This window comes from Agrococcus sp. HG114 (assembly GCF_024723325.1).
GTDB lineage: Bacteria > Actinomycetota > Actinomycetes > Actinomycetales > Microbacteriaceae > Agrococcus.
Genome location: NZ_JANQCH010000050.1, coordinates 1 through 15928, shown reverse-complemented (window position 1 = coordinate 15928; position 15928 = coordinate 1). Strand labels below are relative to the sequence as shown.

Below are 15928 nucleotides of genomic sequence, written 5' to 3'. Positions count from 1 at the left end.
CGCCCGCCGACATGTACACGTATGGGGTCGTCGGCAGCGTCGGATTTGTATAAGAGACAGGCCCTGCCGCGGGTCGACGCGGAGGCGATCGACGCGTCGCTCCTCGCCCGCGCCGCCGCGAGGGGCGCCGCCGAGGTGCGCGAGGCCCTCTACCTGCGCGAGGCCGACGCGGTGCCGTCGGCGGGGCCGAAGCGGGTGTCGCAGTGACCGCGCCCGGCGCGGCGCCCGCGCGGATCCGCACCGCCGGCAGCGACGACCTCGACGCGATCATGGCGCTCGAGCACGCCGCGTTCGGCGCGAGCGCGTGGCAGCGCGACACGATGCGCGCGGAGGTCGCGAGCGAGTGGGGGCGCTACATCGTCGCGGTCGACGACGCGGATGCGGTGGTCGGCTACGCGGGCCTGCGCGCCGTGGGCGTGGAGGGCGACGTGCAGACGATCGCCGTCGAGGAGGGGTGGCGCGGTCGCGGGCTCGGCCGGGCGCTGCTCGCGGAGCTGCTCGCCGAGGCGGCGCGGCGCGGCGTGCAGGAGCTCTTCCTCGAGGTGCGCGCCGACAACCCCGTCGCGCGCGCGCTGTACGAGTCGACGGGGTTCCGCGAGATCGGGGTGCGGCCCGGCTACTACCAGCCCGAGGGCGTCGACGCGGTCGTGATGAAGCGGGAGGCGCGATGAGCGCGGCGGCACCGGTGGTGCTCGGCATCGAGACGAGCTGCGACGAGACGGGCGTGGGCATCGTGCGCGGCACCGAGCTGCTCGCGAACCGCATCGCCTCGTCGATGGAGCTGCACGCGCGCTTCGGCGGCGTCGTGCCCGAGATCGCCGCGCGCGCGCACCTCGAGCAGATGCAGCCGACGATCCTCGCCGCGCTCGACGACGCGGGGCTCACGCTCGACGACCTCGACGCGGTCGCCGTGACCGCCGGCCCCGGGCTCGCGGGCGCGCTCATGGTGGGCATCGGCGCGGCGAAGGGCCTCGCGACCGCGCGCGAGCTGCCGCTCTACGGCGTCAACCACCTCGTCGGCCACGTCGCCGCCGACGTGCTCTCGGGGGAGCCGCTCGAGCTGCCCACGGTCGCGCTGCTCGTCTCGGGCGGCCACACGTCGCTGCTCGTGGTGCGCGAGCTCGCGGGCGACGTCGAGCTGCTCGGCGAGACGATCGACGACGCCGCGGGCGAGGCGTTCGACAAGACGGCGCGGCTGCTGGGCCTCAGCTATCCCGGCGGCCCCTCGATCGACGCGGCGGCGGTCGGCGGCGACCCCGCGGCGATCCGGTTCCCGCGCGGGCTCACCGCGCCGAAGGACCGCGAGCGGCACCGCTTCGACTTCTCGTTCTCGGGGCTCAAGACCGCGGTCGCGCGCCACGTCGAGCGAGCGGAGGCGGCGGGGGAGCCGCTGCCGATCGCCGACGTCGCGGCGAGCTTCCGCGAGGCGGTCGTCGACGTGCTCGTCGCGAAGGCGCTCGACGCGTGCGCCGAGCTCGGCATCCCGCGGCTCCTGCTCGGCGGCGGCGTGGTCGCGAACCGGCGGCTGCGCGAGGTCGCCGCCGAGCGCGCCGACGCGGCGGGGGTGCTGCTGCGCATCCCGCCGCTCGACCTGTGCACCGACAACGGCGCGATGATCGCGGCGGTCGGCGCGATGCTCGTCGCGCGCGGCGACGCGCCGAGCCCCGCGGGCTTCGCAGCCGAGTCGACGCTCGACGCGAGCACGGTGCAGGTCACGGGCGATGCGCCGATCCACAGCCCGGGCTGGCAGGATCGGGGTCGAGCGGGACGAGGGGGCACGGCATGACGAGCAGCGCGTGGCAGCAGCCGGGGTGGGGCGCGCCGCCGCCCTACCGGCCCGCGGCGGCGCCGCAGCCGGCCCCGTGGAGCGCGCCGACGCATCCGGGGCCGCGGACGAACACGCTCGCGATGCTCGCGATCCTCGCCGCCGCGAGCGGCACGACCATCCTCATCGGGCTCGGCTCGATCGCCGCGATCGTGCTCGGCGGGATCGCGCTCGGGCAGGTCCGGCGCACCGGCGAGGACGGCCGCCTGCTCGCGCTCTGGGCGATCATCCTCGGCGCCGTGACGCTCGTGGCGCTCGCGATCGCGACCGTCACCGGCATCGCGATGATCGTCGAGCTCGTCGCGCAGGTGCAGCCGCCCCGGTAGGCGATACGGTGGGGTCGCGCACCCGCGCGCGTGCCGAGGAGGATCCCGTGACCGAGCAGTTCCCGCAGGCCGACGACCGCTTCCGTCGCCCCGACAGCGAGGGCGGCGAGCACGTCGCGCCCGAGGCGCACGCGCAGCCCGCGGCCGAGTTCGGGCAGGCTCCGGTCGCCGGCGGCGAGCAGCAGCCCTACGGCCAGCAGTCGTACGACCAGCAGCCGTACGCGGGCGGGATGAGCGCCCCCGGCTACGGCCAGCCCTCCGCCCCCGTCGACGGCCCGTACGGCCAGGCGGGCACGACCGGCCACGGACAGCCGGCCTACGGCCAGCAGCCGGGCTACGGCGAGCAGCAGCCCTACGGCCAGCAGCCGTACGGCCAGCCCGGCTACGGCGAGCAGCCGGCGGCGCCCTACGGGCAGCAGCCGGGCTACGGCGAGCAGCCGTCCGCACCCTACGGCCAGCCGGGCTACGGCGAGCAGCCCTCGGCCCCCTACGGCCAGCCGGGCTACGGCGAGCAGGGCACGGGCTACGGGCAGCAGCCCGGCTACCAGCCCGCGGGGTACGCGCAGCCCGGCTACAGCCCGGCGCCGGGCTACGGGCAGTCGGCGCCCTACGGCGACCCCGCGGCCGGCTACGCGCCCGCCGCCTACGGCGCCGCTCCCGGTCAGCGCAAGCTCACCGGCATCACGATCGCCGCCCTCATCCTCGGCGGCCTGGGCTTCCTCGGCATGTGGGCGGCCGGCTCGGGCTGGCTGTTCGCGCTCATCGGTGCGATCCTCGGCTTCATCGCGATGAAGAAGAACCCCGAGGGCCGTCCGTGGCCGATGATCGCGGCGATCGGCAGCTCGGTCGTGTTCATCATCTGCATCGTGCTGGTCATCATCATGCTCGTGAACTGGATCCCCTACCTGACCCAGATCAGCCAGTACTGATCACGGATGCGCGCGGTCCGCGAGGATCGCGCGGTGGCGGCTGCCGACACGGGTCGCGATGAGCGTCGCCCGCTCGTCGCCCTTGAGCTTGAGGCGCCTGCGCAGCGCCGCCGGATCGACGTCGGCGCCGCGCTTCTTGATCTCGAGCTCGCCGATGCCGAGCTCGCGCAGCCGCTGCGCGATGCGCCGCTCGTCGAGCGGCAGCGTCTCACGCACCCGGAAGGCCTGCGCGAGGGGCGTCGCGACGAGCGCGTCTCCCGTGAGGTACGCGATCTGCTCGCTCACGCTGCGGGCGCCGAGGCGCTCGGCGAGCGCGCCGATGAGCTCGGCGCGGATCACGGCGCCCGCCGGCTCGTAGAGCCACTCGCCGAGCTCGCCCGGCTCGGGATGTGCCGGCTCGCCCGTGAGCTCGGCCGCGACCCCGTCGCCCAGCACGAGCGCGCTCCGGGGTGCTGCCGGGCGGGCGAGCGCGCCCGTCCAGACGACCGCCTCGACCGTCTCGAGCCCGTCGGTCACCCACTGCTGCTCGGCGTCGGTCGGCAGCAGCGCGCGGTCGATGCCGGGCGCGAGCTTCACGCCCGCCGGCTGCGCGGCGGCGCGGGCGAAGACGGCGTCGAGCGGCGGCGACCAGTCGCCCGGGTCGCTCAGGCGCCGCCCGCCCTCGCGCCGAGCGGGGTCGAACCAGAGCGCCTCGGCGTCGACGGGCGTCTCGAGCGCGTCGCCGTGCACGACCCTCGCGTGCCACGCGGCGAGGTTGTAGGCCGCGATCGCGGCGGTCACCTCGTCGCGCTCGACCGCGGTGACCTCGAGCCCGAGCGTCGCGAAGGCGAGCGCGTCGGCGCCGATCCCGCACCCCAGGTCGGCGACCGAGACGATGCCCGCCTCGCGCATCCGCCCGGCGTGGTGCGCCGCGACCCTGAGGCGCGTGGCCTGCTCGAGGCCCGCCTCGGTGAAGAGCATGCCCGCGGCGAACTCGCCGAACTTCGCCCTCGCCCGCCGGCGCAGCCGCGCCTGGGTGAGCACCGCCGCGACGAGCCGCGGATCGTGGCCCTCAGCGCGGAGCGCGGCGACCGTGCGCACGACCTCGTCGCCGCCGAGCCCCGCGTCGGCGCGGTCGAGCAGGGCGAGCCCCTCCTTCGAGAGCAGCAGTCGCAGCGCGTCGGCGTCCATCGCACTCATCCAACACCACGGGGCCCAGCGCGCCGCCGTCCGGTTGGCACTCATGTTGACCGAGTGCCAACTCTCGCCGTAGGCTGGCTCGTGGCGTCCGGCACGATCGGACGCGCCCCAGAGTCTGACAAGAAAGAGGCAACCGTGTCGGTTTCCATCAAGCCGCTCGAGGACCGCATCGTCATCAAGCAGGTCGAGGCAGAGACGACCACTGCAAGCGGTCTCGTCATCCCTGACACCGCCAAGGAGAAGCCCCAGGAGGGCGAGGTCGTGGCGGTGGGCCCCGGCCGCATCGACGACAACGGCAACCGCGTGCCGATCGACGTGAGCGTCGGCGACAAGGTGCTCTACTCGAAGTACGGCGGCACCGAGGTCAAGTTCGGTGCCGACGAGTACCTCGTGCTCTCGGCCCGCGACGTGCTCGCGATCGTCGAGCGCTGAGCCAGCACGCATCAGCGCGGCGGCGCCCCTGCGGGGGCGCCGCCTTCGCCGTTCTGAGGGAGGGATGATGCGCGAGCAGCGCAGCGCCGGCGCGACCGGGCTCTGGTACGCGCTGTTCGCGTACGCGTTCTGGGGCGTCGTGCCCGTCTACCTGCAGCTGACGAAGGGCATCGACGGCTTCGAGCTCATCGGCTGGCGCGTGCTCGCCTCGGTCGCGGTCGCGTTCGGCCTCGTCGCGATGACGCGCGGGTGGGCGAGGCTGCGCGGGATCCTCCGCAGCCGGCGCGACACCTGGACGCTCGTGGTCGCAGGCCACGCCGTGCTCGTCAACTGGACCGCGTTCATCATCGGCGTGCTGACCGACCGGGTGCTCGAGACGAGCCTGGGCTACTTCCTCAACCCCCTCGTGAGCGTCGTGCTCGCGGTGCTCTTCCTCGGGGAGCGGCTGCGCCCCGTGCAGTGGGTCGCGGTGGGGCTCGGCGCCGTCGGCGTCATCGTCATGGTCGTCGGCTACGGCGAGGTGCCGTGGATCGGGCTCATCGTCGCGCTCTCGTTCGGCGTCTACGGCCTGATCAAGAAGCGCGTGGGCGGGTCGGTGGATGCGCTGTCGGGGTTCACGATCGAGACCACGGCCGCGCTCCCCGCGTCGCTCGTCATGCTCGCGGTCGCGATCTCGCTCCACGGCGTCACGGTGGGCGCGAACGGGGCGGCCGGCATCTGGGGCACCGTGGGGCTCGGGCTCGTCACCGCGATCCCGCTCCTCGCGTTCGCGGCGGCCGCGCGGCGGATCTCGCTCACCGCCCTCGCCTTCACGCAGTACCTCGCGCCGATCATCTCGTTCCTCTTCGGCGCGTTCGTCATGCTCGAGCCGATGCCCCTCGAGCGCTGGATCGGCTTCTGCCTCGTGTGGCTCTCGCTCGTGCTCGTCTCGGTCGACCTCCTCGGCCGGCGCCTCCGCAGGCCGCGGCCCGTCCCGCCCGCCGCCTGAGCGCATCCGCCCCTCAAGGCGCGCCCAGGATGCGCCGTTGCCTCGCGCAGGCCGGGTCGCGTGCGCCAAGACCGTTACCAGGACGTAACGCGGAAGGGCCGAAATGCGCGCGGTGCTCGCTTACTGTGGTGCAAACGCGCGCGACAGCGCGCGTCCCACGCAACTGAGGAGCACAATGCAGTCCTTCCTTCGCACCAAGGGGTCGCAGCCCCGCCGTGCCGCGGCGCTCGGCGCCGCGACCGCCGGCGTCCTGCTGCTCGCCGCCTGCGCCGGCGGCGGCACCCCGTCCCCCTCCGGCTCCGCCGGCCCCACCGAGGGCTCGGGCGAGACCGACACCTCGTTCGTCATCGGCACGATCCTGCCCCAGACGGGCAACCTCGCGTTCCTCGGCCCGCCCGAGTTCGCGGGCGTGGACCTCGCCGCCGCCGACCTCGAGGAGGCGGGCTTCGAGTTCGAGGTCGACGTGCAGCACCGCGACTCCGGCGACACCACGACCGACATCGCGACCGCGTCGGCGGGCGAGCTCATCTCCGCTGGTGCGGACGTCGTCATCGGCGCCGCGTCGTCGGGCGTGTCGTTCACGTTCATCGACCAGCTCATCGACGCGCAGGTGGTGCAGATCTCGCCGGCGAACACGTCGCCCGACTTCTCGGATTACGAGGACGAGGGGTTCTACTGGCGGACCGCGCCCTCCGACGTGCTGCAGGGCCGCGTGCTCGGCAACCTCATGACGGGCGACGGCGCGGCGAGCGTCGGATTCATCACGATCAACGACCCGTACGGCACCGGCCTCCAGGAGAACGCGGCCGCGGCGGTCGAGGCCGCGGGCGGCACGGTCGCCGCGAGCGTGCTCTACAACCCCGGCGACACGAACTTCTCGTCGCAGGTCGCCGAGGTCGTCGCGGCCCAGCCCGACGCGATCGCGATCATCGCGTTCGCGGAGACGGCGCAGATCGTGCCGGAGCTCGTGACGCAGGGCTTCCCGGCCTCGGGGATGTACTTCGTCGACGGCAACCTGTCGAACGACTACAACTTCCCCGAGGGCACGCTCGACGGCGCGAAGGGCACGCTGCCCGGCAACCCCGCCGACGAGACGTTCCGCGACCGCCTGCTCGAGCAGGACCCGAACCTGCAGGACTTCTCGTACGGCCCGGAGTCGTACGACGCGGTCATCCTCGCGGCCCTCGCGGCGGCGCAGGGCGGCAGCGCCGACGCGATCACCATCCGCGACAACCTGCAGGCGGTGTCGACCGAGGGCACGGAGTGCACCGAGGTCGCCGAGTGCCTGCAGCTCATCGCCGACGGCGAGGACATCGACTACAACGGTCCCTCGGGCCCGATCGAGTTCGACGAGAACGGCGACCCCACCGAGGCGTACATCGGCATCTACCAGTACGGTGCCGACAACAAGTACTCCTTCCTGAACGCGGAGTTCGGCTCGCTCAACGAGTGACCTGACGCGCACGAGAGGGCCCCGCTGCGGCGGGGCCCTCTTGCTGCGCCGTGCGCACCTCGCTGTGCCGCCGGGGCCGCCGGGCGACGGCAGAGGGCCCCGCTGCGTGCAGCGGGGCCCTCGTGACGCGGGACTACGGCGTGGTCGGCTCGTCCTCGGCCGGGGGAGTGGTGGCCCGGGTCGCCCCCGACGCGCCGCGGCCCGGCTCGACGACCGTGGGCTGCGCGCCCGTGCGTGCCTTCTCCTCGACGTCGGTCGCGAGCGTCCCGAGGTAGAGCTGGATGACCTTCGGGTCGTTGAGCATCTCGCGGCCGGTCCCGGTGTAGGCGTCCTTGCCCTGGTCGAGCACGTACGCGCGGTGCGCGATCTGCAGGCATCGGCGGGCGTTCTGCTCGACCATCACGATCGTCACCCCGTGGCTGTTGATCTCGGCGACGCGCAGGAACGTCTCGTCCTGGCGGACGGGGCTCAGTCCCGCGCTCGGCTCGTCGAGCAGCAGCACGGCCGGGTCCATCATGAGCGCGCGCCCCATCGCGACCATCTGGCGCTCGCCGCCCGAGAGGCTCCCGGCCCGCTGCTTGCGCCGCTTCACGAGCTCGGGGAAGAGCGCGCCGACGAACTCGAAGCGCTCCTTGAACATCTTCGGCTCCTGGAAGAGCCCCATCTCGAGGTTCTCCTCGATCGTGAGCGAGGGGAACACGTTGTTGTTCTGCGGCACCATGCCGACGCCCTTGCTGACGAGCTTGTCGGCCTTGAGGCCGGTGATCTCGTCGCCGTTGAGCAGCACCGAGCCCTCGCGGATGCTCACCTGCCCGAACACGGCCTTGAGCAGCGTCGACTTGCCGGCGCCGTTCGGGCCGATGATGCCGATGAGGTCGCCCTGGTTCGCGACGATCGAGCAGCCGTTCAGGATGTTGACGCCCGGCAGGTAGCCCGCGACGAGGTCCCTCGTCTCGAGCACCGGCGTCGCGGTCGCTCCGGTCGCGGTCATCGCTGGCCCTCCTGATCGTCTGCGCGTGCCGCATCGGCGGGGGCGGATGCCTCGGGGTCGATGGGCACCTCCTCCTCGGCCGCCTCGTGGATCTGCGCCACCTGCTGGTTCGTCAGCGTGCCGAGGTCGGTGTCGTGGTGCGCGCCGAGGTACGCGTCCACGACCGCCTGGTCCTGCATGATCGTCTCGGGCGGACCCTCGGCGACGACCCGGCCCTCCGCCATCACCACGACCCAGTCGGAGATGTGGCGCACCATGTGCATGTCGTGCTCGACGAAGAGCACGGTCATGCCGTCGTCCTTGAGCCCCTTCACGTGGTCGAGCAGCGACTGCGTGAGCGCGGGGTTCACGCCGGCCATCGGCTCGTCGAGCATCACGAGGGTCGGCTCGCTCATGAGCGCGCGCGCCATCTCGAGCAGCTTGCGCTGCCCGCCCGAGAGCGACGCGGCGTAGTCCTCGCGCTTCGCATCGAGCTTGAACCGGGCGAGCAGCGCGTCGGCGCGCTCGACGTTCGCCGCCTCCTGCTTCGCCCACAGCGGCCGGACGAGGGCCGCGAAGATGCCCTCGCCGCGCTGGTCGCGCGCGCCGAGCAGCATGTTCTGCAGCACCGTGAGGCGGCCGAGCGACTTCGTGAGCTGGAAGGTGCGCACCATCCCGCGGCGCGCGACCTTGTGGCTCGGCACGTGCGCGAGCGACTGGCCCTCGAACGACCAGGTGCCCTTGTTCGGCCGGTCGAATCCCGTGAGCAGGTTGAAGAACGTCGTCTTCCCCGCGCCGTTCGGCCCGATGAGCGCGGTGATCATGCCCCGCGGGATCTCGACGTGCTCGACGTCGACGGCCGTGAGGCCGCCGAACTGCCGCACGACGCCGTCGGCGACGACGATCGGGTCGACCTTCTTGCAGCCGGGGCCGACCTCGCCGTCGACGAGCGGATGCGTGGTGGGAGGCGTGGTCGTCTCAGACATTGAACGACAGCTCCTTCTTGTTGCCGAGGATGCCCTGTGGTCGGAAGACCACCAGCAGCATCAGTGCGATGCCGATGAGTACGAACCGGATCTGCCCTGCTTGCGAGCCGGACATCTCGCCGAACACGCCCATCCCGTGCAGCACGTTGATGATGCCGCCCGTGAGCGAGAGCAGCACCCAGAAGAGGATGGAGCCCAGCAGGGGCCCGAACACCGTCGCGGCGCCGCCGAGCAGCAGGGCCGTCCAGATGTAGAAGGTCATCGTCGTCGCGAAGTTGTCGGGCTGCACGGCGCGGGGCAGCACGAACATGACGCCGGCGACCGCGCCCATGACGCCGCCGAGCACGAGCGCCTGCATCTTGTAGCTGTAGACGTTCTTGCCGAGCGAGCGCACGGCGTCCTCGTCCTCGCGGATGCCCTTGATGACGCGGCCCCACGGGCTGCGCATGAGCAGCCACACGAGGATGAGCGCGACGATCACGAGCGACCAGGCGACGATGCGCACCCAGGTGTCGTAGGCGGTCGCGGTCCAGGGGCCGAACCCGTAGGTGCTGCCCGTGAGCGGGTTCATCGCGTCGAAGTCGCCCTTGTAGTCCTGGCCGCGCAGGCCCTGCGAGCCGCCCGTGACGGCGGTGAGGTCCTGCGTGCGGACGGTGAAGCGGATGATCTCGGCGGCCGCGATCGTCACGATCGCGAGGTAGTCGCCGCGCAGCCGCAGCGTCGGGATGCCGAGGATGAGCGCGAAGATCACCGCGGCGACGACCGCGACGAGCACCGCGACCACGAACGACAGCCACGCGGGCCAGCCGAGCGTCGCCGTCGGGTCGACCATCATCGTGAAGATCGCGAACGCGTACGCCCCGATCGCCATGAAGCCCGCGTGCCCGAAGTTCAGCAGGCCCGAGTAGCCGAAGTGGATGTTGAGGCCGATCGTCGCGAGCGCGAACGCCGCGGTGGTGGGCGAGAGGATCTCGCCGGCAGCCGTGTTGAGGATGGAGAGGAAGTCCATGGGTCAGCCGATCCTTTCCCGGCGGCCGAGGATGCCCTGCGGCCGGAACAGCAGCACCAGGATGAGCACCAGCAGCGCGATCGCGTAGCGGAGGTCGGGTGCGATGAACAGCGTCGCGATCTCGGTCACGAGGCCGATGACGAGCGCGCCCACGAGCGCGCCGAACGCGCTGCCGAGGCCGCCGAGCGTGACGGCGGCGAACAGCAGGAGCAGGATCGTGAAGCCGACGTCCCACTTGATGTTCGCGCCGATGAAGTAGGTGTAGAGGATGCCGGCGCCGCCGGTGAGCAGGCCCGCGAGCACCCACACGATGCGGATGACCCGGTCGACGTCGATGCCGGAGGCCGCCGCGAGGCCCGCGTTGTCGCTCACCGCCCGCGTCGCCTTGCCGATGCGGGTGCGGGTCAGGAAGTAGCCGATGGCCAGCAGCACGACGATCGCGATCACCATGCTCACGACGTTCGACATGCGCATGAGGACCGGGCCGACCTGGAGGATCGCGCCCCGTTCGACCGAGAGCCCCTCGGTGCCGCCGCCGATCAGGAACTGGTAGAAGTAGCGCAGCGCGATCGAGAGGCCGATCGTGACGATGAGCACTTGCACGAGCCCCACGCGCCGGCGGCGCAGCGGCTTGAAGATGCCCCAGTCGTGGGCCCAGCCGAACGCGGCGGACGCGACGAGCGTCACGATGACTGCGATCCACGCCGGCCAGTTCACGAGCGTCGTGGTCGCGTAGAAGACGATGCCGCCGAAGGTCAGCAGCTCGCCGTGCGCGAAGTTGTTGACGCCCGTGGTGCCGAAGATGAGGGTGATGCCGATCGCCGCGAGCGCGAGCAGCAGGCCGAAGTTGACGCCCGAGATGATGCGCGACAGCAGCTGCGAGCCGAAGTCGTTCGATCGCGCCCCCGTGTCGCTCGTGCCGCCCGGCGTCGCCTCGCCCGACGGCACCGGCGCGCCGCTCGGGCCGCCCTCGCCGCCCGTCCCGCCGCCCGTGGAGGGGCCGAACGGGAAGAGGACGCCGACCGCGGTCGAGCCTCCGACCTCGAACTCCCGGCTCTCGAAGCTGGGGTCGCGGAGCGTGAGCCCCTCCGGCAGCGTCGACGTGTCGATCGAGACGGTGTACGTGCCGGTCTCCGGCACGCCGATGAGCCAGCGGCCATCGGGGCCTGTCGCCACCGTCTCGTCGACGCCGTTGCCCGTGACGGTGATCTCGACGCCCTCGATGGGCGTCTGGCCGTCGCGGATGATGCCGTTGAAGTTGTAGGGGCTCGGCTGCTCCGTCAGGGGCAGCGGGGCGGCCGCGACCGCGGTCGCACCGCCGGCCACCATCCCCATGACGGCCAGAGCCACAGCGATCACTCGCCGCAGCCCGCTCCGTCGCGGTCTGCTGGACGTCTTCACATGTCCTCCATGCTGTGGGGCGACGAGGAGGCAGGAATGCCGCTCGCCTGATGCCCGTTACATCGGTGGTGACACAGTAGCGGCGCCTTCGCCGCTCCTTGACCAATTCATCCGTCCCCGCGGGCAACTTCACCAGGATGCCGCCGGACCGTAACCGAATCGATACGATGAGAGCGATGGAGATGCGCAATCCGTTCGGGCCGATCGGCCTCACCTACGACGACGTCATGCTGCTGCCGGGGCGGACGGATGTGATCCCCAGCGAAGCCGACACCGCGACGCGGCTCTCGCGTCGCATCCGCCTCGCGATCCCGCTCGTGTCGAGCGCGATGGACACCGTGACCGAGGACCGCATGGCGATCGCCATGGCGCGGCAGGGCGGCATCGGGATCATCCACCGCAACCTCGCGATCGAGGACCAGGCGGCGATGGTCGACCGCGTGAAGCGCTCGGAGTCGGGCATGATCACCGATCCGGTCACGACGCGGCCCGACGCGACGATCGAGGAGGTCGACCGCGTCTGCGGCGAGTTCAAGGTCTCGGGCCTGCCGGTCGTCGACGAGCAGAACGTGCTCGTGGGCATCGTCACGAACCGCGACATGCGGTTCGTGCCGCGCGACGAGTTCGCGACGACGCTCGTGCGCGACATCATGACGCCCTCGCCGCTCAAGACCGCGAAGGTCGGCATCTCCCGCGAGGAGGCGTTCGAGATCTTCCACCAGACGAAGCTCGAGAAGCTGCCGCTCGTCGACGACGAGGGCCGGCTCGGCGGGCTCATCACCGTCAAGGACTTCGACAAGGTCGAGCAGTACCCGAACGCGACGAAGGACCCGCAGGGCCGCCTGCGCGTCGGCGCCGCCATCGGCTTCTTCGGCGACGCGTTCGATCGCGCGGTGGCGCTCGCGGAGGCCGGCGTCGACGTCATCGTCGTCGACACCGCGAACGGCGAGAGCCAGGGCGTGCTCGACATGGTCGCGGCGCTCAAGGGCGACGCGCGCTTCGACGACATCGACATCATCGGAGGCAACGTCGCGACCTACGAGGGCGCGGCCGCGCTCATCGAGGCGGGCGTCGACGCCGTGAAGGTGGGCGTGGGTCCCGGCTCCATCTGCACGACGCGCGTCGTCTCGGGCGTCGGCGTGCCGCAGGTCACGGCCATCTACGACGCCGCCCGCGCCGCGCACGACGCGGGCACCGACATCCCCGTGATCGCAGACGGCGGCCTGCAGTACTCGGGCGACATCGCGAAGGCGCTCGTCGCGGGCGGCTCCTCGGTCATGCTCGGCTCGCTGCTGGCGGGCACGAACGAGAGCCCCGGCGACCTCGTGCTCGTCAACGGCAAGCAGTTCAAGTCGTACCGCGGCATGGGCTCCCTCGGCGCGATGCAGACGCGCGGCAAGAAGACCTCGTACTCGCGCGACCGCTACTTCCAGGCCGACGTGCCGAGCGACGAGCAGCTCATCGCCGAGGGCATCGAGGGCCAGGTGCCCTACCGCGGCCCGCTCGGATCCGTCGCCTACCAGCTCGTCGGCGGCCTGCGGCAGTCGATGTTCTACACCGGCGCGCGCACGATCGACGAGCTCAAGTCGAAGGGCCGCTTCGTGCAGATCACCGCGGCGGGGCTCAAGGAGTCGCACCCGCACGACATCCAGATGGTGGTCGAGGCGCCCAACTATCGCCGCTGACCGCTCCGCGACGAGGCCGTCCCGCATCCCGCGGGGCGGCCTCGTCGCGTCACCGCCTCGTGACCGGGCCTCCTCCTCGTGATCGGGCCTCCTCCCGCACGGGGTGCGCTCGTGCCCGACGGGTGCCGGGATGCGCGCACCCGCCGGGCATGCGCGCACCCGTCGCCCGCGGTCTCCACAGGCGCGCGCGGCGGCGCCGCGCGCGGTGGCGCCGGCGCTGCAGGATGCCGCGCCGTGGGCATGCACATCCTCGGCCGGTCGGATGCGACGGACGGCACGACGCGGCCGGACCGGGACCCCTCGCTCGTGCGGCTGCGCCGCGACGCGTACGTCGACGCCGAGGCATGGGCCGCGGCCCACGCGGACGAGCGCTTCCGGGCGCGCGTGCGCGCGGTCGCGGCGACGCGCTCGGCACCGGTCTTCGCGCTGCAGGCGGGCCTCGCGCTCGAAGGGCTGCCGTTCGGGGTCGCCCCGGACGTCGTCGCGACGATCGGCGGGATGTCGACGAGCGGGCGGCGCAGCGGCGTCGCGCACACGCACGTCGCACTCGACGACGCCGACGTGGTGGCGCCGCCGGGGGAGCCGGCGCGCCTGGCGCTGCCGTACCTGCTCGCGGACGTCGCGCGACGGCTCCCGCAGCACGTCGCGGTGAGCGCGCTCGACGCGGCGCTCGCGGCAGGGCGCGTCGAGCGCGAGGCGCTGCAGGAGGCGCTGGCGCGGCAGAGCCCGCGCGGCCGGCGGCGCGCGGCATGGGTCATCGGCTTCGCGGACGGCCGCTCGGAGTCGCCGGGGGAGAGCCTGAGCCGCGTCACGATCCACCGCATCGGGGCGCCGCGCCCCGACCTGCAGGTGCGGGTGCGCACCGCGGCGGCGGGCGACCGCTGGCTCGACTTCTGCTGGCAGCGGCCAGGGCGGCGACCGCTCGCCGGCGAGTTCGACGGCGCCCTCAAGTACGGCATCGTCGCGCAGCGCTCGAGCCGGAGCGGCGTCGATGCGCTCGTGGAGGAGAAGCGTCGCGAGGACGCCCTGCGCGAGACGCACGACGTCGCGCGCTGGATGTGGGCCGACGCGCTCGCCCCGTTGCGCCTGCGCGCTCTCCTCGTCCGGCACGGCCTGCCGGTCGGCCGTCGCGTGCTGCCCGGCTGGTAGGCCGCGCCCGCGCCCGCACCCGCCTCGCTCCAGCTCGCGACCGCGCGGACGGGTGCACTCGTGCGCGACGGGTGGCCCGGTCCGGCGCCTCCCGTGCGCCTCGCTCCAGTTCGCGACCGCGCGGACGGGTGCACTCCTGCGCCACGGGTGGTGGTGGGCGCGCACCCCGTCGGCACGGGCGCACCCGTCGGCGAAGGCGGGGTCGCATCGACAGGCGCCGGGGGTTGTGCCGCGGCGAGACGCGATATATCGTGTGTCGCGAAGACGCGTTATATCGCGTTCCGAGCGGCCCGCGGGTCGACAGCAGCGAGGAGCACAGCATGGACCAGCAGTTCGACGGCGACACCCGGCCGCGCAGCGCCTCCGGCGCATCCGCCTCCGGCGCCGACACCATCACCGAGCAGTGGGTCGTCCGCGAGGGCGAGAGCCGCGTCATCGACCTCGACGCCGTGCGCTCGCTGCGCGTCGGCATCGTGGGCGGCAGCGTCGACATCGTCGGCCACGACGAGCCGACCGCCCGCGTCGAGGTGCACCGCGTCGAGGGCCGCGACCTCACCGTCAGGCTCGAGGGCGGCCGGCTCTCGATCTCCCACCCCCGCGTGAGCTGGGACGACGTGTGGGAGTCCGTCAAGGCCCTCGTGGGCGTCCGCGCCCGGGCCGAGCTCAGCATCCTCGTGCCCAGGGACGTCGCGCTCTCGCTCGGCCAGGTCAACGCATCCGCCCTCGTCTCCGGGCTCGGCGCGAGCGCGACGCTCAGCACCGTCTCGGGGCAGCTGCAGATCGAGTCGCACCACGGGGCGCTCGAGCTCAACACCGTCTCCGGCGACATCGAGGTGTCGGGCGGCGCAGGCCGGCTATCGGTCAACGCCGTCTCGGCGAGCGTCACCGCGAGCGGCGCGCTCGACGAGGTGGGCGTCGACACCGTGAGCGGCGAGGTGCTGCTCGACGTGCTCGGCTCGCCCCGCAGCATCACGGTCAACACCGTCTCGGCCGACGTCACCCTGCGGCTCGACGCGGGGCAGGGGGTGCGGGCGACCACGCGCACCGTCTCGGGCCGCGGCTCGATCGTCGGGCGCGCGCTGCCGAAGCGCGGCGGCTCCGAGGTGGTCGACGGCACGAACGCGTTCGGCTTCAGCGCCAACACCGTCTCGGGCGACGTCACCGTCGTGCGGAGGGACGCGTGAGCCCCGCCGTCTTCGGCCACGGGGCGCTCCGGCTCTACCTGCTGAGCCTGCTCGCCGAGGCGCCCCGCCACGGCTACGAGCTCATGCAGGCGCTCGAGCAGCGCTTCGGCGGCACGTACTCGCCGAGCGCCGGCACGATCTACCCCCGCCTCGCGAAGCTCGAGGAGGAGGGCCTGCTGACGAAGACGGTCGACGGCCGCAAGACCACCTACTCGATCACCGACACCGGTCGCGCGGAGCTCGCGGGCCGCGAGGCGGAGCTGCGCGATCTCGAGAGCGAGATCACCGACTCGGTGCGGCGCATGGCGTCCGACGTGCGCGCGGGCGTCAGGAGCGCGATGCAGGCGCTGCGCGCGGACCTCGCCGCGGCCGAGCGCGATGCCCGGAGCTCGCGGCGGGCCCCGAGCGCGCC

The 15928-nt window shown here is 72.8% G+C and carries 16 protein-coding genes and 1 pseudogene; 12 read left to right on the top strand and 5 right to left on the bottom strand.

Annotated elements, in window-relative coordinates; all coding sequences use genetic code 11:
• From NWP09_RS06870 to NWP09_RS06850, 5 genes and pseudogenes are all read left to right on the top strand, one after another.
• Nucleotides 1-207: pseudogene (locus NWP09_RS06870) on the top strand (hypothetical protein); the annotation flags it as partial.
• A complete protein-coding gene (gene rimI / locus NWP09_RS06865; RefSeq protein WP_258274790.1) occupies nucleotides 204-671 on the top strand; it encodes a ribosomal protein S18-alanine N-acetyltransferase in 468 nt (155 codons plus the stop codon). The pseudogene NWP09_RS06870 and the gene rimI, both read left to right, overlap by 4 nt.
• Nucleotides 668-1786: a tRNA (adenosine(37)-N6)-threonylcarbamoyltransferase complex transferase subunit TsaD gene (tsaD, locus tag NWP09_RS06860; RefSeq protein WP_258274789.1), complete on the top strand. Its 1119-nt coding sequence runs from the start codon at nucleotides 668-670 to the stop codon at nucleotides 1784-1786. Before rimI ends, tsaD begins: the two co-directional genes overlap by 4 nt.
• Complete coding sequence (locus tag NWP09_RS06855; protein WP_258274788.1) at nucleotides 1783-2151, top strand: DUF4190 domain-containing protein; 369 nt, start codon at nucleotides 1783-1785, stop codon at nucleotides 2149-2151. Before tsaD ends, NWP09_RS06855 begins: the two co-directional genes overlap by 4 nt.
• A 47-nt stretch (nucleotides 2152-2198) precedes the next feature.
• Complete coding sequence (locus tag NWP09_RS06850) at nucleotides 2199-3080, top strand: hypothetical protein (protein WP_258274787.1); 882 nt, start codon at nucleotides 2199-2201, stop codon at nucleotides 3078-3080.
• Here the strand turns inward: NWP09_RS06850 and NWP09_RS06845 are convergent, their stop codons facing one another.
• The gene (locus NWP09_RS06845) at nucleotides 3081-4250 is read right to left on the bottom strand and encodes a class I SAM-dependent methyltransferase (RefSeq protein WP_258274786.1); all 1170 of its coding nucleotides are present in this window, start codon (nucleotides 4248-4250) and stop codon (nucleotides 3081-3083) included.
• Nucleotides 4251-4394: 144 nt separating this feature from the next.
• Here NWP09_RS06845 and groES point away from each other — a divergent pair, with 144 nt between their 5' ends.
• From groES to NWP09_RS06830, 3 genes are all read left to right on the top strand, one after another.
• Nucleotides 4395-4691, top strand: coding sequence for a co-chaperone GroES (gene groES, locus NWP09_RS06840; RefSeq protein WP_211450405.1), 297 nt, complete (start codon nucleotides 4395-4397; stop codon nucleotides 4689-4691).
• Nucleotides 4692-4755: 64 nt separating this feature from the next.
• The gene (gene rarD, locus NWP09_RS06835; RefSeq protein ID WP_258274785.1) at nucleotides 4756-5679 is read left to right on the top strand and encodes an EamA family transporter RarD; all 924 of its coding nucleotides are present in this window, start codon (nucleotides 4756-4758) and stop codon (nucleotides 5677-5679) included.
• Between the two features lie 175 nt (nucleotides 5680-5854).
• Nucleotides 5855-7132, top strand: a complete 1278-nt coding sequence (locus NWP09_RS06830; protein ID WP_258274784.1) for an ABC transporter substrate-binding protein — start codon at nucleotides 5855-5857, stop codon at nucleotides 7130-7132.
• Between the two features lie 133 nt (nucleotides 7133-7265).
• Here NWP09_RS06830 and NWP09_RS06825 read toward each other — a convergent pair whose 3' ends face one another.
• From NWP09_RS06825 to NWP09_RS06810, 4 genes are read right to left on the bottom strand one after another with little or no spacing between them, the layout of a single operon-like run.
• Entirely contained in the window at nucleotides 7266-8123 is an 858-nt protein-coding gene (locus NWP09_RS06825) for an ABC transporter ATP-binding protein (protein WP_258274783.1), read from the bottom strand.
• Nucleotides 8120-9088, bottom strand: a complete 969-nt coding sequence (locus tag NWP09_RS06820; protein WP_258274782.1) for an ABC transporter ATP-binding protein — start codon at nucleotides 9086-9088, stop codon at nucleotides 8120-8122. The genes NWP09_RS06825 and NWP09_RS06820 overlap by 4 nt, the downstream gene beginning before the upstream one ends.
• Nucleotides 9081-10097: a branched-chain amino acid ABC transporter permease gene (locus NWP09_RS06815; protein WP_258274781.1), complete on the bottom strand. Its 1017-nt coding sequence runs from the start codon at nucleotides 10095-10097 to the stop codon at nucleotides 9081-9083. The genes NWP09_RS06820 and NWP09_RS06815 overlap by 8 nt, the downstream gene beginning before the upstream one ends.
• Nucleotides 10098-10100: 3 nt before the next feature.
• Complete coding sequence (locus tag NWP09_RS06810; protein ID WP_258274780.1) at nucleotides 10101-11447, bottom strand: branched-chain amino acid ABC transporter permease; 1347 nt, start codon at nucleotides 11445-11447, stop codon at nucleotides 10101-10103.
• Between the two features lie 227 nt (nucleotides 11448-11674).
• On the opposite strand from NWP09_RS06810, the gene guaB reads away from it, so the two are divergent.
• The 4 genes from guaB to NWP09_RS06790 form a co-directional block, all read left to right on the top strand.
• Nucleotides 11675-13183, top strand: coding sequence for an IMP dehydrogenase (guaB, locus tag NWP09_RS06805; RefSeq protein WP_258274779.1), 1509 nt, complete (start codon nucleotides 11675-11677; stop codon nucleotides 13181-13183).
• Between the two features lie 234 nt (nucleotides 13184-13417).
• Nucleotides 13418-14332, top strand: coding sequence for a hypothetical protein (locus tag NWP09_RS06800; RefSeq protein WP_258274778.1), 915 nt, complete (start codon nucleotides 13418-13420; stop codon nucleotides 14330-14332).
• 320 nt (nucleotides 14333-14652) lie between these two features.
• Nucleotides 14653-15516 (top strand): DUF4097 domain-containing protein, encoded by an 864-nt coding sequence (locus NWP09_RS06795; protein WP_258274777.1) that lies wholly within the window; start codon nucleotides 14653-14655, stop codon nucleotides 15514-15516.
• Nucleotides 15513-15928, top strand: a 416-nt coding sequence (locus NWP09_RS06790) for a PadR family transcriptional regulator (protein ID WP_258274776.1), incomplete at its 3' end; no start/stop codon positions are given. The genes NWP09_RS06795 and NWP09_RS06790, both read left to right, overlap by 4 nt.